This window comes from Caballeronia fortuita, from assembly GCF_001544835.2.
GTDB classification, from domain to species: domain Bacteria; phylum Pseudomonadota; class Gammaproteobacteria; order Burkholderiales; family Burkholderiaceae; genus Caballeronia; species Caballeronia fortuita.
Window position 1 is genome coordinate 109,771 of record NZ_FCNX02000010.1, and the last position, 21,560, is coordinate 131,330.

Here is a 21,560-nt window from a genome sequence, read left to right on the forward strand (position 1 = left end):
CTCGCATCAAAAAGCCACAAATCATCATGACCGAACCGACTCAGCCGGCGACCCAACCGGGCGCCGCTCCCGAACTGGAAGAGAACCAGATCATCGCCGAGCGACGCGACAAGCTGCGCGCGCTGCGCGAGCAAGGCATCGCCTATCCGAACGATTTCCGCCCGACGCATCAGGCCGCCGCGCTGCAAAGCGATTACGCCGAAACGGACAAGGACGCGCTCGAAGCGAATCCCCTGCCCGTCTCGATCGCGGGCCGGATGATGTTGAAGCGCGTGATGGGCAAGGCGAGCTTCGCGACGGTTCAGGACGGCAGCGGCCAGATTCAGTTCTTCGTGACGCCGGCGGATGTCGGCGAGCAAACCTACGACGCGTTCAAGAAGTGGGACCTGGGCGACATCATCGCCGCGAAAGGCGTACTGTTTCGCACGAACAAGGGCGAACTGTCGGTGCGCTGCACGGAACTGCGTCTGCTCTCCAAGGCGCTGCGCCCGCTGCCCGACAAGTTTCACGGCCTCGCGGATCAGGAAACGCGCTATCGCCAGCGTTACGTCGATTTGATCGTCACGCCGGAATCGCGCAAGACGTTCATGGCACGCACGAAAGCCGTCACGTCGATCCGCAACTTCATGGCGCAGGCGAGCTTCATGGAAGTCGAAACGCCGATGCTGCACCCGATTCCCGGCGGCGCGGCGGCCAAGCCGTTCACCACGCATCACAACGCGCTCGACATGCAAATGTTTCTGCGCATCGCGCCGGAGCTGTATCTGAAGCGGCTGATCGTCGGCGGCTTCGAGCGCGTGTTCGAGATCAACCGTAACTTCCGGAACGAAGGCGTGTCGCCGCGTCACAATCCGGAATTCACGATGATGGAGTTCTACGCCGCGTACACCGATTACCGCTGGCTCATGGACTTCACCGAGCAGTTGATTCGCCAGGCCGCGATCGATGCGCTCGGCACCGCGACGATCACGTATCAGGGACGCGAGCTGGATTTGAGCAAGCCGTTCCATCGCCTGACGATCAATCAGGCGATCCAGAAGTACGCACCGCAATACACCGATGCGCAGTTGTCCGACGCGGCTTTCCTGCGCACGGAACTGAAGAAATTCGGTGTCGATACGACGCAGCCCGCGTTTCTCAACGCGGGCGTCGGTTCGCTGCAACTCGCGCTGTTCGAAGAGACGGCGGAATCGCAACTTTGGGAGCCGACGTATATCGTCGATTATCCGGTCGAAGTGTCGCCGCTCGCGCGCGCGTCGGATACGGTCGCGGGCATCACGGAGCGTTTCGAGCTGTTCATCACGGGCCGCGAAATCGCGAACGGCTTCTCCGAGCTGAACGATCCGGAGGATCAGGCCGCACGCTTTCAGAAGCAGGTGGATCAGAAAGACGCCGGCGATGAAGAAGCGATGTACTTCGACGCCGACTACATCCGCGCGCTCGAATACGGCATGCCGCCGACAGGCGGTTGCGGTATCGGCGTCGACCGACTGGTAATGTTGCTGACGGACAGCCCGAGCATCCGCGATGTGATTCTGTTCCCGCATCTGCGTCGCGAAGACTGAGTTTTCCGCGTTCCGCTGACCCAGAAGCGCGCCCATCGTGGCGCGCTTTTTTGTTGTAACCGCTGGTAAAGATTTCAACACGTTCTGGCTGCGAGCGCCGTTCGGTGCGGGCCCCGGCGACTGGCACCAGTCGTGCTTTTATCCCGCCGGGCGATGTCCGCGATTTTGTTACAAGCCGAAAAAGCGAAGATTGCGGGATTCGCCCAGAATGGATCGTGACGCCGACATCGGTAGCGGCGGTTCGCCTCGAAACGGAGGTTCAACAATGGATAACGGCACCAATAAACTCAGCACGTCGCCCTCTTCCGGCGGCGCTCAGCCGCAGCGTCGGCTGCATCCGCTCGTCGCGACGGCGGCGGGCGCGGTCATCGTCGCGAGCCTTGTCGCAACGGCTGCGATGACGGGGCTCTTCCCGAGGGCATCGAGTAATTCCGCGCAGACTCCGCAGACGCAGACGGCGGCGGTCGCGCAGCAGCCCATCGTGGATTCCGCCGCGCCGAGTCCGGCGCAACAGCAAGCCGCGGCTCAACAGCAGGCCGCGCAGCAGCAGGCGGCTCAGCAGCAAGCGGCTCAACAGCAACAAGCGGCGCAGCAGCAGGTCCAGCAACCGCCTGCGCAGCCGCGGCCGGTGCAGCCATCGTATGCGCAGCAAGCGCCCGCGCATCCGGCCTACTGCTCGACGTGCGGCACGGTCGAATCGATTTCGGCGGTCAAGCGCGAAGGGCACGGAACCGGCATCGGCGCGGTCGGTGGCGCGGTGGCGGGCGGTGTCGTCGGCAATCAGTTCGGACGCGGCGGCGGCCGCACCGCCATGACGCTGCTCGGCGCACTAGGCGGCGGTCTCGCCGGCAATTCGGTCGAGAAACACATTCGCAGCGAAACCGATTATTCGGTTCACGTTCGCATGGAAAACGGCAAGTCGCGCACCTTCACGTACAAGAACCCGCCGCCGTTCCAGCAAGGCGAGCGCGTGCACATCCAGAACGGCACGCTGGTCGCGGGTTGATCGACTCTCATACGCGCAAAAAGCAGAAAGGCGGCAAACCTGTTCGGTTGCCGCCTTTTTTTGCGCAGATGCCGCTGCGGTTAATGCGCCCGCTGTGAACTGCGCGCCGGGTTCGGCCTGCCGCGCACCGCGAGATAGCCCCACCAGATGTAGCCCGAGAAGCCGTACAGCACGAACAGGCAAAACAGCATGACCGGCGGATCCGACGACACCAGCACGAAAGCCATGACGACCAGCAACACGCCTGCGAACGGCACGCGATAGCGCACGTCGAGCGCCTTGCCGCTGTAAAACGGCGCGTTCGACACCATCGTCACGCCGGCATAGATGGTCAGCGCGAACGCGACCCACGGCAGCCACACGAGCTTGAGCGGCACGCGATTATCGGTCGCGAGCCAGACGAAACCCGCGATCAGCGCAGCCGCCGCCGGCGACGGCAATCCCTGAAAGTAACGTTTGTCGACCACGCCGACGTTCGTATTGAAACGCGCGAGCCGCAGCGCCGCGCCCGAGCAATACACGAACGCCGCGAGCCAGCCCCAGCGCCCGAGGTCCTTGAGCACCCACTCGTACATCACGAGCGCGGGCGCGACGCCGAACGACACCATGTCGGACAGGCTGTCGAACTGCTCGCCGAATGCGCTCTGCGTATGCGTCATGCGCGCGACACGGCCGTCCATGCCGTCGAGCACCATCGCGACGAAAATGGCGATGGCCGCGATCTCGAAACGCACGTTCATCGCCTGAACGACGGCGAAGAAGCCGCAGAACAGCGCGGCCGTGGTGAACGCGTTGGGCAGCAGGTAAATGCCGCGCTTTCTGAGAAACTGCTGCCGCTTCGCCCGCCGCGTCTCCACGGCGCCGACGTCCTGCGCGGCCTTGTTGCGGCGGAACGCGCGCGGAGGCGTCCCGTTCGCGCGATTACGGCGCGGTTTGAATGCCGCCATCGAAACCTCCGCGTTATTCCGCGAATTCGGCGAGGATCGTCGACGAAGCCGAAACCTTCTCGCCGATCGCCACGCGCGGGCGGCTGCCCACCGGCAGATACACGTCGACACGCGAACCGAAGCGGATGAAACCGTAGCGTTGGCCACGCGTGAGCGGCTCGCCGACGTGCACATAGCAGAGAATCCGTCGCGCGATGAGCCCCGCGATCTGCACCGAGGTCACGGTATGCCCGCCCGCCGTCTGCAGCACGACTGCGTTGCGCTCGTTTTCGGTCGAGGCTTTATCGACGGCGGCGTTCAGATACGCGCCCGGGAAGTACTGCACCTTCGTGATCGCGCCGTCCACCGGCGAGCGCTGCGAGTGCACGTTGAACACGTTCATGAACACGCTGATCTTGAGCGCTTCGCGGCCCACGTACGGATCGTGCGCGGTTTCGACCGCGACGATGCGGCCATCCGCCGGACACAGCACCGCGTTGGGCTGGGTCGGAATCGGGCGGGCAGGATCGCGGAAGAACTGGACGATGAAAATCACGATCAGCCAGAAGATCCAGGCGAAGCCGAAGCCGCCGATCGCCTGCACGAGGATGGCGACGACGGCCGCGATGGCGATGAACGGCCAGCCTTCGCGGGCAATGATCGGATGAGGATAGTTCATGAACGGGTTCTGTGTTTTAAAAACCGTAGGATAGCAAAAGCCGCCCGGCGCACAGGGCTGCCGGACGGCTTTCGATTCAGCAAAAAACGTGACTAGCGAGAAATTTAGTTCTTCGACTGGTCGACGAGCTTGTTCTTCGCGATCCACGGCATCATCGCGCGCAGCTTCTCGCCAACCTGCTCGATCTGATGCTCGGACGTCAGACGGCGGCGCGACTGCAGCGTCGGCGCGCCGGCGCGGTTCTCGATGATGAAGCTCTTCGCGTATTCGCCGGTCTGGATGTCCTTCAGCACGGCCTTCATCGCCTTCTTCGTCTCTTCCGTGACGATGCGCGGGCCCGTCACGTATTCGCCGTATTCGGCGTTGTTCGAGATCGAGTAGTTCATGTTGGCGATGCCGCCTTCATAGATCAGGTCGACGATCAGCTTCAGTTCGTGCAGGCACTCGAAATACGCCATTTCCGGCGCGTAGCCCGCTTCGACCAGCGTTTCGAAGCCGGCCTTGATGAGGTCGACCGTACCGCCGCACAGCACGGCCTGCTCGCCGAACAGGTCGGTTTCGGTTTCTTCACGGAAGTTCGTCTCGATGATGCCGGCACGGCCGCCGCCGTTCGCCACCGCGTACGAGAGCGCCACGTCGCGCGCGGAGCCCGACTTGTCTTGCGCCACGGCGACCAGGTGCGGCACGCCGCCACCTTGAGCGTACGTGTTGCGCACGGTGTGGCCCGGCGCCTTCGGCGCGATCATGATGACGTCCAGATCCGCGCGCGGGATCACCTGGCCGTAGTGCACGTTGAAGCCGTGCGCGAACGCGAGCGCCGCGCCCTGCTTGGCGTTGTCGTGCACTTCGTTCTTGTAGACTTCGGCGATCTGCTCGTCGGGCAGCAGCATCATGACCACGTCCGCGCCCTTCACGGCTTCGGCCACTTCCTTCACCTTGAGGCCGGCGTTCTCGGCCTTGCTCCACGATGCGCCGCCCTTACGCAGGCCGACCGTCACGTTCACGCCGCTGTCCTTCAGGTTCAGCGCGTGCGCATGGCCTTGCGAGCCATAACCGATGATGGTGACTTGCTTGCCCTTGATGAGGGAGAGGTCGGCGTCCTTGTCGTAGAAAACTTTCATGGTGGTTCCTTGATCGTGCGTTGAATTGGTGTGCTATTTGCGCTGCTAATGGGTGGTCAGACGGTACTCAGACCTTGAGAATCCGCTCGCCCCGGCCGATGCCGGAGCTGCCCGTGCGAACCGTTTCCAGGATCGCGGTGGCGTCGAGCGCCTGGATGAACGCGTCGAGCTTGTCGGACGCGCCCGTCAGTTCCATCGTGTAGGTCTTCTCGGTCACGTCGATGATGCGGCCGCGGAAGATATCCGCCATGCGCTTCATCTCTTCGCGTTCCTTGCCGACCGCCCTTACCTTGATGAGCATCAGCTCGCGCTCGATGTGGGCGCCCTCTGTCAGGTCGACCACTTTCACCACCTCGATCAGGCGGTTCAGGTGCTTCGTGATCTGTTCGATCACGTCGTCCGAGCCAATGGAGACGATGGTCAGCCGCGACAGCGAACTGTCTTCGGTCGGCGCCACCGTCAGCGTTTCGATGTTATAGCCGCGTGCCGAAAAGAGCCCGACGACGCGCGATAACGCGCCCGGTTCGTTTTCCAGCAAGACGGAGATGATGTGTTTCATTGTCGTGATTCCCGAATGTGTCCAGAGAAGGCGTTCGTTTCGAAAAACCCGCGCGCGTCGCATGTCCTTTGTGAAGACAGGCGCGCGCGAGCCTCGCGTTTCGAAGCCGTTATAGATCCTCAGAGCCGAGCAGCATTTCCGTGATGCCTTTGCCTGCCTGCACCATCGGGAATACGTTTTCGGTCGGATCGGTCTGGAAGTCGAGAAATACGGTGCGATCCTTGAGCCGCAGCGCTTCCTTCAGCGCCGGTTCGACGTCCGCGGTCTTTTCGACGCGAATGCCGACATGGCCATACGCCTCGGCCAGCTTCACGAAGTCAGGCAGCGCGTCCATATAGGAACTGGAATAGCGCTTCTTGTATTCGATCTGCTGCCACTGGCGCACCATGCCCAGATAGCGGTTGTTCAGCGAGATGATCTTGACGGGCGTGTTGTACTGCTTGCACGTCGAGAGCTCCTGAATGCACATCTGGATGGAGCCTTCGCCGGTGATGCAGACCACTTCGTCGTCGGGATAGGCCATCTTCACGCCCATCGCGGCGGGCAGGCCGAAGCCCATCGTGCCGAGACCGCCCGAGTTGATCCAGCGACGCGGCTTGTTGAACGGATAGAACTGCGCCGCCCACATCTGATGCTGGCCCACGTCCGAACACACGAAGGCGTTGCCATCGGTCAGTTCGTGGAGCTTTTGCACCACATATTGCGGCTTGATGATCTCGCTCTTGCGGTCGTAGGCAAGGCAATCCTTCGAGCGCCAGCCCTCGATCTCGTCCCACCACTTCGCGAGCGCCTGCGTGTCCGGGCCGTGCTCGGCGTGCTGCAATTGCTCGATCAGTTCCTTCAGCACTTCCTTCACGTCGCCGACGATGGGAATATCCACCTTCACGCGCTTCGAAATGGACGACGGATCGACGTCGATATGGATGATCTTGCGCGGCGACGACGCAAAGTGCTTCGGATCGCCGATCACGCGATCGTCGAAACGCGCGCCGATGGCGATCAGCACGTCGCAGTTCTGCATCGCCATGTTGGCTTCGTACGTGCCGTGCATGCCGAGCATGCCGAGGAACTTCTTGTCCGACGCGCGATAGCCGCCGAGACCCATCAGCGTATTGGTGACGGGATAGCCGAGCAGATCGGCGAACTGGTTCAGCTCGCGCGATGCGTCCGCGAGGATGATGCCGCCGCCGGTGTAGATGTACGGGCGCTTCGCCGAAAGCAGAAGCTGCACCGCCTTGCGGATCTGGCCCGAATGGCCTTTCGTGACCGGGTTGTACGAGCGCAGCGACACGCTCTTTACCGGCTCGTAACGGCACGGCGCCTTCGACACGTCCTTCGGAATATCGATCAGCACGGGACCCGGACGGCCGGTACGCGCGATATAGAACGCCTTCTTGACGGTCTCGGCCAGATCGCGCACGTCCTTCACGAGGAAGTTGTGCTTCACGCACGGACGCGTGATGCCGACGGTATCGCACTCCTGGAATGCGTCGAGGCCGATGGCCGCGGTGGGCACCTGGCCGCTGATGACGACGAGCGGAATCGAATCCATATAGGCCGTGGCGATGCCGGTGACGGCATTGGTGACGCCCGGGCCCGAAGTCACGAGGCACACGCCGACGTTGCCGGTCGAGCGCGAATACGCGTCGGCGGCGTGTACGGCGGCCTGCTCGTGGCGCACGAGAATGTGCTGAATCTGGTCCTGCTTGTACAGCTCGTCGTAGATGTAGAGTACCGAGCCGCCGGGATAGCCCCAAATGAACTCGACCTTTTCATCGGCCAATGCGCGCATGAGCACGGTGGCGCCGATGGAGTCAGCTTCGTGAGGAGGAGTCGTATCCGACGTGGAGAATTCCGCGCTGGGCATGTTCATTCATCACCTTTCGAATTTTCGGCAAAAAATTGATCGGGTGCTCTCTACCGGGCTTGTGGCTCGGGTTCAAGCGGCGCGTCTAGGTTTGACAGGCGTGCTTCTTGGGCTCGCCTCAAAGCAGACATTTCACTGGATGATGCGAGTCAGAAAATGTAACAGTGGCGCGCGCGGCGGGTCAAGCAAAAAGTTTCCGAACGCACTGACGACGCCCTTTCGGCCGCGCACGACGCGAAAAACTTGCCGAAATCGCGGCTTATCGGCGCGGAGCGGCGTCGGACCGATATGTCGCAAGTGGCAACAAAACCGCTCATTTCCTCCGGATGCGGCGAAACTTTGCTAGGATTCGCAGGTTTTCCTAGAACTCCACGATCTTCTTCGACGCAACTTCGGACGCAGATTCGTTGCGCCGGGTCCCCAACGGATGGCATCAGACAAGGAACTCGCCGATTTTCTGGCGGGCGTCGAAAGACGCGCGTTCAAGCAAACCGTGTACACCGTTCGCGACGACGACGCGGCGCTCGACATCGTGCAGGACGCGATGATCAAGCTGGCGGAGAAATACGGCGACCGGCCCGCATCCGAGCTTCCGCTTTTATTCCAGCGTATCCTGCAGAACGCGACGCACGATTATTTCCGTCGCCAGAAGGTGCGCAACACCTGGGTCAGCCTCTTCTCGTCCTTCGGCAACGCGGACGACGACGAATTCGACCCGCTCGAAACCTTCGAAGCCGAGGACGGCGCGATCGGCAGCGAGAGCAGCGAGAACCGTCTGGAACGCGAACAGGTTCTGAACCTGATCGACGCCGAAATCCAGAAACTGCCCGCGCGTCAACGAGAAGCCTTTCTCATGCGTTACTGGGAAGACATGGATGTCGCCGAGACGGCCGCCGCGATGGGGTGCTCCGAGGGCAGCGTGAAAACTCATTGTTCACGCGCCACGCACACTCTCGCCCAAGCCCTGAAAGCAAAAGGGATCACGCTATGAGTTCCGCTCTTGAAACGAAGGAAAACGAGTTCGCGCTGAAAGTCGTGCGCGCACTGGACGAAAGCACGTCGAACATGCCCGCCGCGGCTGTCGACCGGCTGCGCGACGCGCGCCGCGCTGCGATCGCGCGCAAGAAGCCGGAGAAGGTGGCCGTCGCGATGACCGCGCCCGCCTTCACGCCTGCGTTCGCGGGCGCCGGCAGCACGCTCGACGCGGGCGGCTCCGGCAACGCACACGGCCCGAAAGGGCTGCTCGCGCGGCTCGGCGGCCTCGGGCTCGCGTGGCCGCTCGCGGCGCTCATCATCGGGATTGCGGGCATCGCCTATTGGGAAGATCAGCAGCGCAAGGCCGAACTCGCCGACATCGACGCGGCCATGATGAGCGACAGCCTGCCGATCGACGCGTATCTCGATCACGGATTCAACGCGTATCTGACGCGCAATCATTAAGCACTGAATTCAGCGGGGGAATTTTCGGGTGAGTTACAAGCGCGGTCTCGCGATTGTCTTCGGTTGCGCGATTGCGGGTCTGGTTGCGTTCGCCGCGACTTATCCGCGCTTCTATTCCACCGCCGCCGCGCCTTCGTCCGCCGCCGCGCCGAGCGGCGGTTCGGGCACGAGCGCGGACGCGAGCGTCTCGCCGTTGTCCGCGCTGTCGTCCGAAGGTCCGCTTTCCTGGAGTCATCTCACCGAAGCGCAGCATGCGGCGCTCGCGCCTTTCGCCACGCAATGGGACTCGTTCTCCGACGAGCGCAAGCAGAAGTGGCTCAAGATCGCATCCCGTTTCCACCGGATGTCGCCCGAGGCGCAGAAGCATCTGCATCAGCGCATGGAGGAATGGGTGCGCCTCACGCCCGACCAGCGCAAGGTCGCGCGCGAGAACTATCAGGTTTCCAAGTCGGTGCCGCCGGAGAAGCGCGAGAAGGCTTGGGACGCGTATCAAAAGCTCTCCGAAGAACAGAAAAAGAAGCTGGCCGCGAGCGAGCGCACGCGCCGTCCGACTGTCGTCTCCGCGCCGCCCACCGGCAAGACCGAAGTGAAGGACATCAACCGCCTCGTCACGGCGCGCGAGCAAGGGCATGTTCCCGGCCACGCGGATGGCGTGTCGGGTACCGCGCCCGCCCCGGCCGCGCCCGTTTCCGGTGCGCCGGCGCAGCCCGCCATTCCGAACGCGGCGAGCATCGTGCCGGCCACGCCAATTCCGGTATCGCCGCAGCAGGCGCCTTCGATGTACAACGGCTCGTGAGCGCGCAGCCGGCCGTGGCGACCGTCGATCCGATGCGCGCGCCCACGCTGCGCCGCCGCCTCGCGACGATGCTCTACGAAGGCGTCATCCTCTTCGGCGTCGTATTCATCGCCGGATATCTTTTCAGCACGCTCACGCAGCAACGTAACGGCCTCACGCATCACAACTGGCTGATGTCGTGGATCGGCATCGTGATTGCGGCCTACTTCGTGTATTTCTGGACGCACGGCGGCCAGACCCTGCCGATGAAAACCTGGCGCCTCAAGCTCGTCGATGCGCACGGTGAGCCTGTCAAGCCCGCGCGCGCACTCGCGCGCTACGTCCTCGCGTGGCTGTGGTTCCTGCCGCCGCTCGCGCTGCATCCGCTCTTCTCGCTCGCCGTGCCGCAGACGCTCGCCGTGTTCGCCGGGTGGGTCGCGCTATGGGCTGCCGCCGTGCGGCTCGATCCGGCGCGCCAGTTCATCCATGACCGCCTCGCCGGCACGCGCATCGTTGCCGTGCAGCCGCTCGCCAAGTAATAAGAACTTCTCGTGACTGTCACGGCTCGGTCACAGCCGGAAGGCGTAATGCGCATACCGAAACCCGACGCGCGAGCCAATGGCCTTCACCTCGTCAGCCCGACCGGCAATCGACCCGCCCTCTCCCTTCAGCTTCGGCGACAGCGAGCAGCGCTTCGGCCCCTTCGCACTGCGATCCGAGTCCACTGAGTCATCCGAGTCTGCATCGGCGAGCGTGCCGGGCTGGTCCGACACACGCGTCGACACGCCGGGCCGGCACGACGACATTGCCGATTCCGCCAACGAGCCGCAGCGCTATCGCACGATCTGGCTGTCGGACATCCACCTCGGCTCGGGCGGCTGCCAGGCGCCGTATCTGCTCGATTTCCTTCGGCATCACGAGTCGGAGTATCTGTATCTCGTCGGGGACATCATCGACGGATGGCAGCTTCGCAAAGGCTGGTTCTGGCCGCAGGCGCACAACGACGTCGTGCAGAAAATCCTGCGCAAGGCCAGAAAAGGCACGCAGGTCGTCTATATCCCCGGCAATCACGACGAAGCCGCGCGCCAGTTCTGCGACCTCGCGTTCGGCGACATCCACGTGCGCGGCGAAGCGTTCCACACGACGCTCGCGGGCAAGCGCCTGTGGATCGTGCACGGCGATCTCTTCGACGGCGTCATTCAGCACGCCAGATGGCTCGCCTATCTCGGCGACACCGCGTACACGATGATCCTACTGCTCAACCGCTGGTTCAATCGCGTGCGCACGCGGCTCGGGCTCAATTACTGGTCGCTCTCGCAGTACCTCAAGCATCAGGTGAAGAACGCGGTCAACTTCATCTCGCAGTTCGAAAAAGTGATGACCGACGAAGCGCGCCGCCGCGGCTGCGACGGCGTCGTGTGCGGGCATATCCACAAGGCCGAGATCCGCGACATCGACGGAATTCTCTACTGCAACGACGGCGACTGGGTCGAGAGTCTCTCGGCGCTCGTCGAGACTTACGACGGCGAACTGAAGGTCGTCTACTGGACAGTGATGCGTTCGCCGGAAGCGCGCGCGGCGAAAGCCCGCGCGACCGTCTAAACTCAAACGAACACGGGGCCACAGCCGATGAAGATCATGATCGTTACCGACGCATGGGAGCCGCAGGTCAACGGCGTCGTGCGCACGCTCACGCAGACGACGAAGGAACTCACCGCGCTCGGGCATCGCGTGGAACTGCTCACGCCGCTCGAGTTCAAGACGATTCCCTGCCCGACGTATCCGGAGATCCGCCTGTCGCTGCTGCCGGGACAGCGCGTCGCGCGCCGCATCGACGCATTCGAGCCGGATGCACTGCACATCGCCACCGAAGGCCCGCTCGGCCTTGCCGCGCGCGCGTATGCGCTGCGTCACAAGCTGCCGTTCACGACCGCGTATCACACGCGCTTCCCGGAGTACGTCAAGGCGCGCTTCGGCATTCCGCTCGCGCTCACGTATCGTTTCCTGCACTGGTTCCACAAGGGCTCGCAAGCCGTGATGGCGCCGACGCCCGTCGTCAAGAGCGATCTCGAAAAATACGGTTTCACGAACGTCGTGCTGTGGACGCGCGGCGTCGATCTCGACATCTTTCATCCGATGGAGTCGAAGGTGCTCAACACCGCGCGGCCCATCTTCCTGTACGTCGGGCGCGTGGCCGTGGAGAAGAACGTCGAGGCGTTCCTGAAGCTCGATCTGCCCGGCTCGAAATGGGTCGCCGGCGAAGGCCCGGCGCTCGCGGAGCTGAAGTCGCGCTATACGAACGTCAACTATCTCGGCGTGCTCTCGCAGCCCGAACTCGCGAAGGTCTACGCCGCAGCCGATGTCTTCGTGTTCCCGAGCAAGACCGATACCTTCGGCCTCGTGCTGCTCGAAGCGATGGCGTGCGGCACGCCGGTCGCGGCGTATCCGGTGACGGGCCCGATCGACGTGCTTGGCGAAACCGGCCCCGGCGCGCTCTACGACGACCTGCACGAAGCCTGCCTCGAAGCACTGAAGATCGAGCGCGCCGATGCCCGCGCGTGGGCCGAGCGCTTCTCGTGGCGCGCGGCGTCGGAACAGTTCGCATCGCATCTGCGCCAGTTCGGGCCACGCGCGGCGAGTTCGGACCGGGCGGCGGCATGACGCGACGCGCCGTCGCGCAGGAACGGGCCGAAGCGAACGCGCGCACCGCGTCGTCAGCGCCGGCGCGCGAGCGCGATCCTTTCGACGACGAACTCGACGACATCGACGAAGCGCCCGCGCCAGCAACCGAGCCGCTCGGCCCCGACGACCTGCCCTTCAATCCGTACAAGGGCAATCGCGGCTTCACGCGCGCGTGGCACGCGATGAAGAATTCGCTCTACGGCTTTCGCGTCGCGATCCGCGAGGAAAGCGCGTTTCGACAGGAACTCACGCTCGCCGCGATCCTGCTGCCGTGCAGCCTCTTCGCGCCGGTGGCGCCGGTCGAGCGCGCGGCGCTGATCGCGTCGGTGCTGCTCGTGCTCATCGTCGAGCTGCTCAATTCGAGCGTCGAGGCGGCCATCGACCGCATCTCGCTCGAACGTCACGAATTGTCAAAGCGGGCGAAGGATTTCGGCAGCGCCGCGGTGATGGTCGCGCTCGGCGTCTGCGTCATCACATGGGGGCTGATTCTGTGGCCACTCGCCTCCGCGTGGCTCGCTCGTATCTCGTAATCATGATCGAGCGCGCGCAAAGGGCGCAGCCGTGCCGCAGAACGACCGGTTTATAATCGTCCGATATTCTCAAAAATAGCAACGGAAGCGGCCGCGCGAACGCTCATCCCGAGCCTCGCGGCCCGATCCCAAGGTCGGACGACATGGAAGCCAAACCTCCCCGCCGCACGCGCGAACGGATACTCGAGCTGTCGCTGAAGTTGTTCAACGATATCGGTGAGCCGAACGTCACCACGACGACGATCGCCGAAGAGATGGAAATCAGTCCAGGCAACCTGTACTACCATTTCCGCAACAAAGACGACATCATCAATAGCATCTTCGCGCAGTTCGAGCAGCAGATTCAGAAGCGTCTGCGCTTTCCGGACGATCATCGTCCGACGATCGACGAGATGTGGTCGTATCTGCAATACATGGCGGATTTCCTCTGGACCTACCGCTTCCTGTATCGCGACCTGAACGATCTGCTCGCGCGCAACCGCACGCTCGAAACGCACTTCAAGCAGATCATCACGCACAAGGTGCACTTCGCGAGCCAGTTGTGCGAGGCGCTCGTGGCCGATCAGGAAATGGTCGCGACGCCCGAGGAGATCAAGGTGATCGCGACGAACATCGGCGTGATCGCGACGTACTGGCTCTCATATCAGTACGTGATGAATCCGCGCAAATACAACGATCAGGAAGCGATCCGCGCGGAACTGCATCAGGCGAGCCTGCACATCATCTCGATCATGGCGCCGTATCTGCGCGGACGCTCGCGACAGCTTTTCGACGACCTCGTTTCCGGTAAGCTGCCGAAGCGCGAATACGCGGACTTCCTGCCGCCGCGCGACGAATCGCAGCAGCTCGCGGCGAACACGTCGAAGACCGAAATACCGAAGGATTCCAGATAAATGAAGGCAGTTTGTGTTTATTGCGGCTCGGCGACCGGCGCCCGCCCCGTCTACGCCGAAGCGGCAAAAGCGTTCGGCCGCGCGCTCGTCGAGAACGATCTCTCGCTCGTCTACGGCGGCGGCCGTGTCGGGCTGATGGGACTCATCGCCGATGAGGTGCTCGCCGCGGGCGGCCGCGCGATCGGCGTGATTCCCGAATTGCTGCTCGCCAAGGAAGTGGGCCACACCGATCTCACGGAACTGCACGTCGTGCCCGACATGCACGAGCGCAAGAAAATGATGGCCGATCTGTCCGATGCGTTCGTCGCGATGCCCGGCGGCGTCGGCACCTTCGAGGAATTTTTCGAGGTCTACACGTGGGCGCAACTCGGCTATCACCAGAAGCCGGTCGGCCTGCTCGACGTGAACGGCTACTATGCACCGCTCATGTCGATGCTGCGCCATACCGTCGATGAAGGCTTCATGCGCGAGGCGTATCTGGACTTCATTCAGGTCGCGGCCGAGCCCGGCGAGATGATCGCCAAGCTGCGAGCCTACGCGCCGCCGATGATCGACAAATGGTCCGAAAAACGTAACGCCGTCTGAGGAGCGCGAGCGATGTCCAAAGTCATCCTGATTACCGGCGCGAGCCGCGGCATCGGCCGTTCGGCTGCGGTGCTCGCGGGCGCGCGCGGCTGGTCGGTCGGTGTGAACTATGCGTCGAACGCGGCGGCGGCCGATGAAACCGTCGCGGCCGTCGTCGCTGCCGGCGGCAAGGCGATCGCGATTCCCGGCGATGTCAGCGACGAAGCCGCGATCATCGCGATGTTCGATGCGACCGAAAAAGCCTTCGGCGAGATCGACGGCGTCGTGAACAACGCGGGCATCGTCGCGCCCGGCTCGGCGCTCGCGGACATGGACATCGCGCGCATGAAGCGCATCTTCGACGTCAACGTGCTCGGCGCGTATCTGTGCGCGCGCGAAGCGGCGCGGCGCATGTCGACTTCGCGCGGCGGCAAGGGCGGATCGCTCGTGAACGTATCGTCGGCGGCGGCGCGTCTGGGCGGGCCGAACGAGTATGTCGACTACGCGGGCTCGAAAGGCGCGATCGATACGCTCACGCTCGGGCTGTCGAAGGAACTCGGACGCGAAGGCGTGCGCGTGAACGCGATCCGGCCCGGACTGATCGACACGGATATCCACGCGAGCGGCGGCAAGCCGGATCGCGCGCACGTGCTGGGCGTGCAGACGCCGATCGGACGCGCGGGCACCGCCGATGAAGTCGGCGAATCGATCGTGTGGCTGCTTTCGGATGCGTCGTCGTATGTGACGGGCGCCATTCTGGACGTGACGGGCGGAAGATAGACACAGGTCGGACGTCGCGGTGCTGTCACGTCAATTCGACGCGGTAGCCCCGCCGCTCCAGCATCGCGACGATTGCCTGTTCGCCGGGAGATGCATCGATCAATGCGCGTGAGACGCCGTACCGGACAATCGGAGGGTCGATGCTGACGAGACGCCGCCACCACCCGTGCAGGCCCAGTAACTTCATCGCATTCATGCCTTCGTGAATCGGGCTCACGTCTTCGACGGCGAACCGCGCGCATAACTCGGGCGGCGGAAACTTCAATCCCACCGCTTCGAGACGTGGCCGCAGAACGACGGAAAGCTGCACGTCCTCGTTTGCAATGGTGGCGTGCCGCTCCGTTTGCGCGGGCTCTGAATTGGATGCAGAGGCCGGCGGATAGTCGGCCCCGATCTCAGGATGGTCGATCAGCGCACGAAGCAGGCGACGGCTACGCAAGCTGAAACCTCCGTTGAGTACGGGCCGGACGATCGTGTCGGGTTTGTTCAGATGCTCGATCCAACCGAAACCGGATAGCGAGGTCGCGCCATGCCGCGTTTCGACCTGTCCGGTAGCGAGCGGTGCGCCGATGTAGTCGTAGCCGAAGAATTCGTCGCTCCAGTTGCCGATGTCGAGCAGCCAGCCGTCGTCCTGAACGATCAGCGTAAACGGCGTGTCGATGAATTTCCACAAGTCGAACATTATGAACCGGCTGTATCCGAAGTAGTCCATCGCGTCGATTTCACGATGACGAATGCCGGACGGAAGAGCGTCCGGTACGTGCGGACTGAGCAGCAAGGCGCGAGCGCCTCGCATCTGCCGGCGGGTTAATTCGAGCGCATTGACGGCGCCTCGGGTGTCATTCAGGCCGGTCACCGAGACGACCGTGATGTTGCCGAAATCTTGCATGAGGACGTGAGAATGTCTTTGCGGATCAGCAATCTTACTCGGCCAGGTTCGGCGGACATCTCAAAACCCACCGTGCTTCGCAAGCCACGCTTCTTCGTCTTCCGACATCGCGCGTCCGAGAATCCGGTTGCGATGCGGAAAGCGCCCGAAGCGTTCGATCACGTCCGCATGTTTTAACGCCGAATCGTAGAAACTCGAAACGCCCGTCTCGTCTCTAAGTTTTCCGAATAAACGTAGCGCCTCGCGCTGGCTCTCCGGCGTCTCATCGTGCTCGAACGGCATGTACGCGAACGCGCGATGGTATGCGCCCGGGAGACGCAAGTCGTCGCCGCGCTCGACGAGCGTTCTCGCAAGCTCGAGCGCACGCGCATCGCCGGCGAACGCGCGCGGCGTGTTCCGATAGCAATTGCGCGACAGTTGATCGAGCAGCAAGATCAGCGCGAGCGTGCCCAGCGGCGTGCGTTCCCAGTCGCGCAAACCGCCCGCCTGCGCCTCGTCGAGCAGCGCGCCGAAACGTTCGGCGAGCATCGCATCGAACGCGCGCTTCTTGATCCACCACAGCTTGCGATCCTGGCCGAAGTCCGGTGAGTCAGGCGCGCCGAACCAGAGATCGAGCACGGCCTGCGCGCGCGGGTCCACGCTCAGACGAGTTCCAGCACCAGCCGGCGCGTGCGCGCGCTCTTCTTCTCCAGTTTCGCGATGCGCAGCGTGCCGATCTCTTCCGTATTGCGCACGTGCGTTCCGCCGCACGGCTGCAGATCCACGTTCTCGATGCGCAACAGCCGCACGCGGCCGAGGCCCATCGGCGGTTTCACGCTCATCGTGCGCACGAGTTCCGGGCGCGCGGCCATTTCGTCGTCGGTGATCCATTCGGTCTCGACACCGTGCGCGCCGCCGATCAGCGCGTTGAGCTTCGCTTCGACTGCCTCGCGCTCGATCGGCTCGACCGTCGCGAGATCGAGGCGCGCGTATTCCGTCGTGATGCTGCAACCGTCGACGGGATACGGCAGCACCGCGCAGATCAGATGACTCGCCGTGTGCAGCCGCATGCGCCGGTAACGCTGCGCCCAGTCGATCTCCGCGCTCACCGTGTCGCCGGTCCTGAGCTTCGCCAGCGCGTCTTCCTGACCCGGCGCGGGCACGTGCACGGCGTCGTCGGGCGTCGCGCCTTCGAACCTGGCCTTGCGCGTATCGGCGATCACGATGACGGTGCCGTCCGCGAGCGTCAGCGTGCCCGCATCGCCCGCCTGACCGCCGCCGAGCGGATAGAAAACGGTTTGATCGAGGTGAATGCCTTGCTCGTCGATGGCGGTGACTGTCGCGTCGCAACGCGTCAGATAGGCGTCCTCGCGGAACAGTGCGCGTGTGCTCATGGTCGTGCTTCCTTGCGATGATGCAAAAAAACCGATGATGCATCATGTACGCCCCGCATGACCGGTACAAAACAAAGGCGATCAACCGGGACGGTTGCGCATCCAGTCGGCGGTGTCGAAGAAAGACGTCAGAAGACGCTCGCGCAACGCTTGCTCGATGCCGACGTCTTCCATCGCCCAGGCCATGCAGCGCAGCCATTGATCGCGCTCGGCGCTGCCGATCGCGAACGGCAGATGCCGCGCCCGCAAACGGGGATGCCCGAAGCGGCTGATGTAATGGTCCGGCCCGCCCATCCAGCCGCACAGGAACCAGAAAGTCTTGTCGCGCGAATTGTCGAGCGTCGGCGGATGCAGTGCGCGCAGACCGGCGAATTCGGGCTCGAGGTCCATCAGGTCGTAGAAACGGTCGACCATCGCGCGCAGGCGCGCTTCGCCGCCGATCAGCTCGAAGGCGGTCGGCTTGTTTGCTTCGTCGTCGGGGATTGCGTCGGTCATTGCTCTGAGTCGGAAAACTATGCGTCGCGCAGGGATTGCAGGGCGGGACGCGCCAGCACGCGCCGCAGGCTCAGCCAGCCGCCGAGCCCCGCGCACGCGACGCCGGCCACGATGCCCGTTGGCACGAGCCACGGATTGAAGTCGATATGAAACTCGAACACGCGCGCGGCGAGCACATAGCCGATGGCCTGCGCGCCGACCGCCGCCATCAGGCCCGACAGCGCGCCCACGGCGACGAACTCCGCCACCTGCACCGAGCGCACTTGCCTGTGCGACGCGCCCAGCGCGCGCAGGAGCGCCGCTTCGCGCACGCGTTCGTCGCGCGTGCCGGCGAGCGCCGCGTAGAGCACGAGCACGCCCGCCGCGAGCGTGAAGAGAAAGAGGAATTGCACCGCGCCGATCACCTGCGCGAGCGTGCGATGAATCTGCCCGAGAATCGGCGCGATATCGATGGCCGTCACGTTCGGATAACGCGCGACGAGGCCGTCGATCACGCGTTGCTGGTCCGTCGGCAGATGGAAACTCGTGATGAAGGTCGCGGGCAGATCCGCGAGCGCCTCGGGCGGCAGCAGCACGAAAAAATTGACCTTGAACGAATTCCAGTCGACCTTGCGCACGCTCGTCACCGGCGCTTCCACGGGTAGACCGGCGACGTCGAAACGCAGCGTGTCGCCCATCTTCACGCGGATCGCTTTCGCGATGCCCTCTTCGATCGACACTTGCGGCTTGCCGTCGCGGCCGAACCACGCGCCTTGCGTCACGCGGTTGTCGCCCGGCAATTCGGTCGTGTAGGACAGGTTGAATTCGCGGTCGACGAGGCGCTTCGCATCGGCACGGTCGTAGTTCTCGGGATTCACCGGCTTGCCGTTGATGGCGACGAGGCGCGCGCGCACCATCGGCGAAAGCGCGGCATCGGGCTGGCCGTGCGTGTGCAGATAGTCGAGCACGCCCGCGCGCTGGTCGGGCTGAATGTCGATGAGAAACTGGTTCGGCGCGTCCGGCGGCGTAGCGTCGCGCCAGCCCTTGATGAGATCGTTGCGTGTCATGCCGATGAGCAGCAGGCACATCAGCCCGATGCCGAGCGCGGTGATCTGCAGCGCGCTCGACCCGCTCCTGCGCTCCAGCGACGCCAGCGCATAGCGCCAGCCCACGCCCGCACGGCTTTTCTCGCGCCGCACGAAGCGCGCCGCCGCGAAGAGCGCCGCGCGCGCGATTGCGCCGAACACGAGCAGGCCCGCCGCGAATCCGCCCGCGACGATGCCGCCGAGCTTCAATTCGCCCGCCGCGACGACGAGCAGCGCCGCGAACAGCAGCACGCCGACGCCGTACGCCGCATACGCGACGCGTTGCGCATCGCCGAGTTCGCGCCGGATCACGTGCACCGGCGGCACGCGCGTGATCGGCAGAAGCGGCGGCAGCGCGAAGCCGAGCAGCAGGACGAGGCCCATCGCGATGCCCTGCAGCGCGGGCCAGACACCCGGCTGCGGCAGTTCGACATCGACGAGCGAGCCGAGCCAGTTCAGCAGCACGAGATGCCCGCCGAAGCCGAGCACGACGCCCGCTGCGCTGCCGATCAGGCCGATGGCAAGGAATTCGTTCAGGAAGAGCGCGCGCAGCGTGCGCTGGCTGACGCCGAGACAGCGCATCGCCGCGCAGCCGTCGAGATGCCGCCGCGCGAACCGATGCGCCGCCATCGCGATCGCGACGGCCGCGAGCAGCGCCGTCAGGAGCGAGACGAGCGTGAGGAAGTGGCTCGCGCGATCGATCGTCTGGCGCACTTGCGGCTGGCCGTCGGACAGCGATTCGAGCGCGACGCCGCGCAGCTTGCCGCCATCGACGTTATCGCGCGCGAATTTCGCAAACTGCTCGACCTGCGAATCCGGACCGGCGACGAGCAGCCGATACGTCACGCGGCTGCCATAGCCGACGAGCCCCGTGCCCGCGATTTCGTCGGCGCGCATCATCAGGCGCGGCGAGAAGTTCACGAACGAAAAGCCGCGATCCAGCTCGCGCGTGATGATGCCCGCGACCGTGAACGTGCGCGTGCCGACCTTCACCGTGCCGCCGACTTTCGTCTTGAGCGCGTCGAGCAAGGCGGCGTCGACCCAGACGGTGCCGGGCGCGGGAATGCCGTGCGCGGGGGCATCGGCGGCGTCGGCGCCGGGTGCGATGCGCAGCGCGCCGCGCAACGGATAGCCCTGCGTCACGCCCTTGATGGCCGCGAGCCTCGAAAGCGGCTCGGCGGCGGTCGAGCTGATCATGCTGGGGAAAATCGTCGTTCCGGCCGTTTCGAGGCCGAGGGATTGCGCTTCTTTCGCAAATATCGGATCGACGGGATGATCGGCGCGCACGACGAAATCGGCGGCGATCATCTGGCGACCGTCGCGCGCGAGTCCCTGACGCATGCGGTCCGCGAGAAAGCCGACGCTCGACAGCGCCGCCACCGCGAGCACCAGCGCGAGCAGGAGCATCGTGAGTTCGCCCGCGCGCCAGTCGCGCCCGGTCATGCGCCACGCCTGGCGCACGGTCTGCATGAACCCGAGCCGGATGACGGGATGCGAATGTCCTGCCTTGCCTGCAGCGTGATCGTTCCTGAATGCGGAGCTCAATCGTGCTTGCTCCGCAGCCGGTTCATCCGGTCCGAGCCGGGCAGCATGTGCTTGGCCATGCGCGAGACGCCGCCGTGCACGCCGCGCGCGAGCCGCGGCAGCGCCCAGCCCGCGAGCACGAGAAAGGCAAGCAGAAGGACGAGGAACAGCAGCGGCACGAAGAGCGCAAGCGTAATGCCCGCGAGCGTCCCGACATCTTCCGTTGCCGATGCCGCCCAGTTCGACACCGGCTCCGGCGACAGATTGATGAGCGCGCGCGTGCCTGCCTTCGCGAAGTGGGACGCGCCGGCGAGCGTGCCGCCCGCGAGCGCGGCAATGGTGAGCATGGCGGGATCGGCGTGGCCGAGCGAGCCGGCGGCGAGCACCGCGCCCGCGGGAATGCGGATGAACGTGTGGACCGCGTCCCAGAGGGAATCGAAGGCGGGGATTTTGTCGGCGAGAAATTCGACGACCGCGAGCACGCCCGCGACGCCGATCACCCACGGCGAGCCGAGCACCGCGAGCGAATCCGGCAGATGCACGAAGCCCATGCGCTGAAACATGCCGGCGATGAAAACGGTGAGATACAGGCGCAGCCCGCTCGCCCATGACAGGCCCGCTGCGAGCGAAAGTGACTCAAGCATTGCCGTCTCCCTTAGTGCGCCGGGCCGGCGTGCGTCACTGGCGGACGATCTTGCCGGCTGAAAAGAGCGGTCTGTCCGGCAGATATCGCAAGAAGCCGCTCACATTCGCGACGATACATCGAAAAGGCGCGAAACGTGGCGGACGGACGAAACCGGATGACCTCAGATCATTATATCCACGCAA

At 64.1% G+C, this 21,560-nt stretch carries 23 protein-coding genes; 12 read left to right on the top strand and 11 right to left on the bottom strand.

Features of this window, described 5'->3' with window-relative positions:
- Window positions 1–26: 26 nt before the first annotated feature.
- Both lysS and AWB77_RS19925 read left to right on the top strand, forming a co-directional pair.
- A complete protein-coding gene (gene lysS / locus AWB77_RS19920) occupies window positions 27–1,565 on the top strand; it encodes a lysine--tRNA ligase (protein ID WP_061136178.1) in 1,539 nt (512 codons plus the stop codon).
- Window positions 1,566–1,830: 265 nt separating this feature from the next.
- On the top strand, window positions 1,831–2,571 hold the full coding sequence (locus tag AWB77_RS19925; protein WP_061136179.1) for a glycine zipper 2TM domain-containing protein: 741 nt from the start codon (window positions 1,831–1,833) through the stop codon (window positions 2,569–2,571).
- 80 nt (window positions 2,572–2,651) lie between these two features.
- On the opposite strand, the gene pssA is transcribed toward AWB77_RS19925, so the two are convergent.
- The 5 genes from pssA to AWB77_RS19950 form a co-directional block, all read right to left on the bottom strand.
- On the bottom strand, window positions 2,652–3,518 hold the full coding sequence (gene pssA, locus AWB77_RS19930; RefSeq protein WP_061136180.1) for a CDP-diacylglycerol--serine O-phosphatidyltransferase: 867 nt from the start codon (window positions 3,516–3,518) through the stop codon (window positions 2,652–2,654).
- Between the two features lie 13 nt (window positions 3,519–3,531).
- Window positions 3,532–4,176, bottom strand: a complete 645-nt coding sequence (locus tag AWB77_RS19935) for a phosphatidylserine decarboxylase (protein ID WP_061136181.1) — start codon at window positions 4,174–4,176, stop codon at window positions 3,532–3,534.
- Window positions 4,177–4,280: 104 nt separating this feature from the next.
- On the bottom strand, window positions 4,281–5,297 hold the full coding sequence (gene ilvC / locus AWB77_RS19940; protein ID WP_061136182.1) for a ketol-acid reductoisomerase: 1,017 nt from the start codon (window positions 5,295–5,297) through the stop codon (window positions 4,281–4,283).
- Window positions 5,298–5,364: 67 nt separating this feature from the next.
- On the bottom strand, window positions 5,365–5,856 hold the full coding sequence (gene ilvN / locus AWB77_RS19945) for an acetolactate synthase small subunit (protein ID WP_008341906.1): 492 nt from the start codon (window positions 5,854–5,856) through the stop codon (window positions 5,365–5,367).
- 109 nt (window positions 5,857–5,965) lie between these two features.
- Window positions 5,966–7,729 carry an acetolactate synthase 3 catalytic subunit gene (locus AWB77_RS19950; protein WP_061136183.1) on the bottom strand — a complete coding sequence of 588 codons (1,764 nt, stop codon included), beginning with the start codon at window positions 7,727–7,729 and terminating at the stop codon, window positions 5,966–5,968.
- A 421-nt stretch (window positions 7,730–8,150) separates the two neighbouring features.
- Between AWB77_RS19950 and AWB77_RS19955 the strand changes: the two genes are divergently transcribed.
- The 10 genes from AWB77_RS19955 to AWB77_RS20000 all read left to right on the top strand — a co-directional run bounded on the left by AWB77_RS19955 (window position 8,151) and on the right by AWB77_RS20000 (window position 15,387).
- Window positions 8,151–8,714, top strand: coding sequence for an RNA polymerase sigma factor (locus AWB77_RS19955; RefSeq protein ID WP_061136184.1), 564 nt, complete (start codon window positions 8,151–8,153; stop codon window positions 8,712–8,714).
- Window positions 8,711–9,163, top strand: coding sequence for a DUF3619 family protein (locus AWB77_RS19960; RefSeq protein ID WP_061136185.1), 453 nt, complete (start codon window positions 8,711–8,713; stop codon window positions 9,161–9,163). The genes AWB77_RS19955 and AWB77_RS19960 overlap by 4 nt, the downstream gene beginning before the upstream one ends.
- Before the next feature lie 28 nt (window positions 9,164–9,191).
- Window positions 9,192–9,959: a DUF3106 domain-containing protein gene (locus AWB77_RS19965; RefSeq protein WP_061136186.1), complete on the top strand. Its 768-nt coding sequence runs from the start codon at window positions 9,192–9,194 to the stop codon at window positions 9,957–9,959.
- A complete protein-coding gene (locus tag AWB77_RS19970; RefSeq protein WP_082852694.1) occupies window positions 9,956–10,477 on the top strand; it encodes an RDD family protein in 522 nt (173 codons plus the stop codon). Before AWB77_RS19965 ends, AWB77_RS19970 begins: the two co-directional genes overlap by 4 nt.
- Before the next feature lie 79 nt (window positions 10,478–10,556).
- Window positions 10,557–11,540, top strand: coding sequence for a UDP-2,3-diacylglucosamine diphosphatase (locus tag AWB77_RS19975; RefSeq protein WP_096031156.1), 984 nt, complete (start codon window positions 10,557–10,559; stop codon window positions 11,538–11,540).
- Window positions 11,541–11,567: 27 nt separating this feature from the next.
- Complete coding sequence (locus AWB77_RS19980; protein ID WP_061136187.1) at window positions 11,568–12,599, top strand: glycosyltransferase family 4 protein; 1,032 nt, start codon at window positions 11,568–11,570, stop codon at window positions 12,597–12,599.
- Window positions 12,596–13,150, top strand: coding sequence for a diacylglycerol kinase (locus AWB77_RS19985; protein ID WP_061136188.1), 555 nt, complete (start codon window positions 12,596–12,598; stop codon window positions 13,148–13,150). The genes AWB77_RS19980 and AWB77_RS19985 overlap by 4 nt, the downstream gene beginning before the upstream one ends.
- Before the next feature lie 143 nt (window positions 13,151–13,293).
- Window positions 13,294–14,043 (top strand): TetR/AcrR family transcriptional regulator, encoded by a 750-nt coding sequence (locus tag AWB77_RS19990; protein WP_061136189.1) that lies wholly within the window; start codon window positions 13,294–13,296, stop codon window positions 14,041–14,043.
- Window positions 14,044–14,628, top strand: a complete 585-nt coding sequence (locus tag AWB77_RS19995; protein ID WP_061136190.1) for an LOG family protein — start codon at window positions 14,044–14,046, stop codon at window positions 14,626–14,628.
- A 12-nt stretch (window positions 14,629–14,640) separates the two neighbouring features.
- Complete coding sequence (locus AWB77_RS20000; RefSeq protein WP_061136191.1) at window positions 14,641–15,387, top strand: SDR family oxidoreductase; 747 nt, start codon at window positions 14,641–14,643, stop codon at window positions 15,385–15,387.
- A gap of 25 nt (window positions 15,388–15,412) precedes the next feature.
- On the opposite strand, the gene AWB77_RS20005 is transcribed toward AWB77_RS20000, so the two are convergent.
- The 6 genes from AWB77_RS20005 to AWB77_RS20030 all read right to left on the bottom strand — a co-directional run bounded on the left by AWB77_RS20005 (window position 15,413) and on the right by AWB77_RS20030 (window position 21,376).
- Window positions 15,413–16,276 (bottom strand): DUF5672 family protein, encoded by an 864-nt coding sequence (locus AWB77_RS20005; protein ID WP_061136192.1) that lies wholly within the window; start codon window positions 16,274–16,276, stop codon window positions 15,413–15,415.
- Window positions 16,277–16,336: 60 nt separating this feature from the next.
- Window positions 16,337–16,915, bottom strand: coding sequence for a DUF924 family protein (locus AWB77_RS20010; RefSeq protein WP_082852695.1), 579 nt, complete (start codon window positions 16,913–16,915; stop codon window positions 16,337–16,339).
- 2 nt (window positions 16,916–16,917) lie between these two features.
- The gene (locus tag AWB77_RS20015) at window positions 16,918–17,649 is read right to left on the bottom strand and encodes an alanyl-tRNA editing protein (RefSeq protein ID WP_061136193.1); all 732 of its coding nucleotides are present in this window, start codon (window positions 17,647–17,649) and stop codon (window positions 16,918–16,920) included.
- An 81-nt stretch (window positions 17,650–17,730) separates the two neighbouring features.
- Complete coding sequence (locus AWB77_RS20020; RefSeq protein WP_061136194.1) at window positions 17,731–18,144, bottom strand: group II truncated hemoglobin; 414 nt, start codon at window positions 18,142–18,144, stop codon at window positions 17,731–17,733.
- Window positions 18,145–18,161: 17 nt separating this feature from the next.
- On the bottom strand, window positions 18,162–20,678 hold the full coding sequence (locus AWB77_RS20025; RefSeq protein ID WP_374728704.1) for an ABC transporter permease: 2,517 nt from the start codon (window positions 20,676–20,678) through the stop codon (window positions 18,162–18,164).
- Between the two features lie 71 nt (window positions 20,679–20,749).
- Window positions 20,750–21,376, bottom strand: coding sequence for a DUF4126 domain-containing protein (locus AWB77_RS20030; protein ID WP_061136196.1), 627 nt, complete (start codon window positions 21,374–21,376; stop codon window positions 20,750–20,752).
- Window positions 21,377–21,560: the final 184 nt, after the last annotated feature.

Excerpts from the sequence above, each read along its gene's own strand:
- AWB77_RS19980 (WP_061136187.1), top strand. The coding sequence starts at position 11,568 with ATGAAGATCATGATCGTTACCGACGCATGGGAGCCGCAGGTCAACGGC.
- ilvC (WP_061136182.1), bottom strand. The coding sequence starts at position 5,297 with ATGAAAGTTTTCTACGACAAGGACGCCGACCTCTCCCTCATCAAGGGC.
- AWB77_RS19960 (WP_061136185.1), top strand. The coding sequence starts at position 8,711 with ATGAGTTCCGCTCTTGAAACGAAGGAAAACGAGTTCGCGCTGAAAGTC.
- AWB77_RS20015 (WP_061136193.1), bottom strand. The coding sequence starts at position 17,649 with ATGAGCACACGCGCACTGTTCCGCGAGGACGCCTATCTGACGCGTTGC.
- AWB77_RS20030 (WP_061136196.1), bottom strand. The coding sequence starts at position 21,376 with ATGCTTGAGTCACTTTCGCTCGCAGCGGGCCTGTCATGGGCGAGCGGG.
- pssA (WP_061136180.1), bottom strand. The coding sequence starts at position 3,518 with ATGGCGGCATTCAAACCGCGCCGTAATCGCGCGAACGGGACGCCTCCG.
- AWB77_RS20000 (WP_061136191.1), top strand. The coding sequence starts at position 14,641 with ATGTCCAAAGTCATCCTGATTACCGGCGCGAGCCGCGGCATCGGCCGT.
- AWB77_RS20020 (WP_061136194.1), bottom strand. The coding sequence starts at position 18,144 with ATGACCGACGCAATCCCCGACGACGAAGCAAACAAGCCGACCGCCTTC.
- AWB77_RS19950 (WP_061136183.1), bottom strand. The coding sequence starts at position 7,729 with ATGAACATGCCCAGCGCGGAATTCTCCACGTCGGATACGACTCCTCCT.
- AWB77_RS19975 (WP_096031156.1), top strand. The coding sequence starts at position 10,557 with ATGGCCTTCACCTCGTCAGCCCGACCGGCAATCGACCCGCCCTCTCCC.
- AWB77_RS19955 (WP_061136184.1), top strand. The coding sequence starts at position 8,151 with ATGGCATCAGACAAGGAACTCGCCGATTTTCTGGCGGGCGTCGAAAGA.
- AWB77_RS19995 (WP_061136190.1), top strand. The coding sequence starts at position 14,044 with ATGAAGGCAGTTTGTGTTTATTGCGGCTCGGCGACCGGCGCCCGCCCC.
- AWB77_RS19935 (WP_061136181.1), bottom strand. The coding sequence starts at position 4,176 with ATGAACTATCCTCATCCGATCATTGCCCGCGAAGGCTGGCCGTTCATC.
- AWB77_RS20005 (WP_061136192.1), bottom strand. The coding sequence starts at position 16,276 with ATGCAAGATTTCGGCAACATCACGGTCGTCTCGGTGACCGGCCTGAAT.
- ilvN (WP_008341906.1), bottom strand. The coding sequence starts at position 5,856 with ATGAAACACATCATCTCCGTCTTGCTGGAAAACGAACCGGGCGCGTTA.
- lysS (WP_061136178.1), top strand. The coding sequence starts at position 27 with ATGACCGAACCGACTCAGCCGGCGACCCAACCGGGCGCCGCTCCCGAA.
- AWB77_RS20025 (WP_374728704.1), bottom strand. The coding sequence starts at position 20,678 with ATGCAGACCGTGCGCCAGGCGTGGCGCATGACCGGGCGCGACTGGCGC.
- AWB77_RS19985 (WP_061136188.1), top strand. The coding sequence starts at position 12,596 with ATGACGCGACGCGCCGTCGCGCAGGAACGGGCCGAAGCGAACGCGCGC.
- AWB77_RS19925 (WP_061136179.1), top strand. The coding sequence starts at position 1,831 with ATGGATAACGGCACCAATAAACTCAGCACGTCGCCCTCTTCCGGCGGC.
- AWB77_RS19990 (WP_061136189.1), top strand. The coding sequence starts at position 13,294 with ATGGAAGCCAAACCTCCCCGCCGCACGCGCGAACGGATACTCGAGCTG.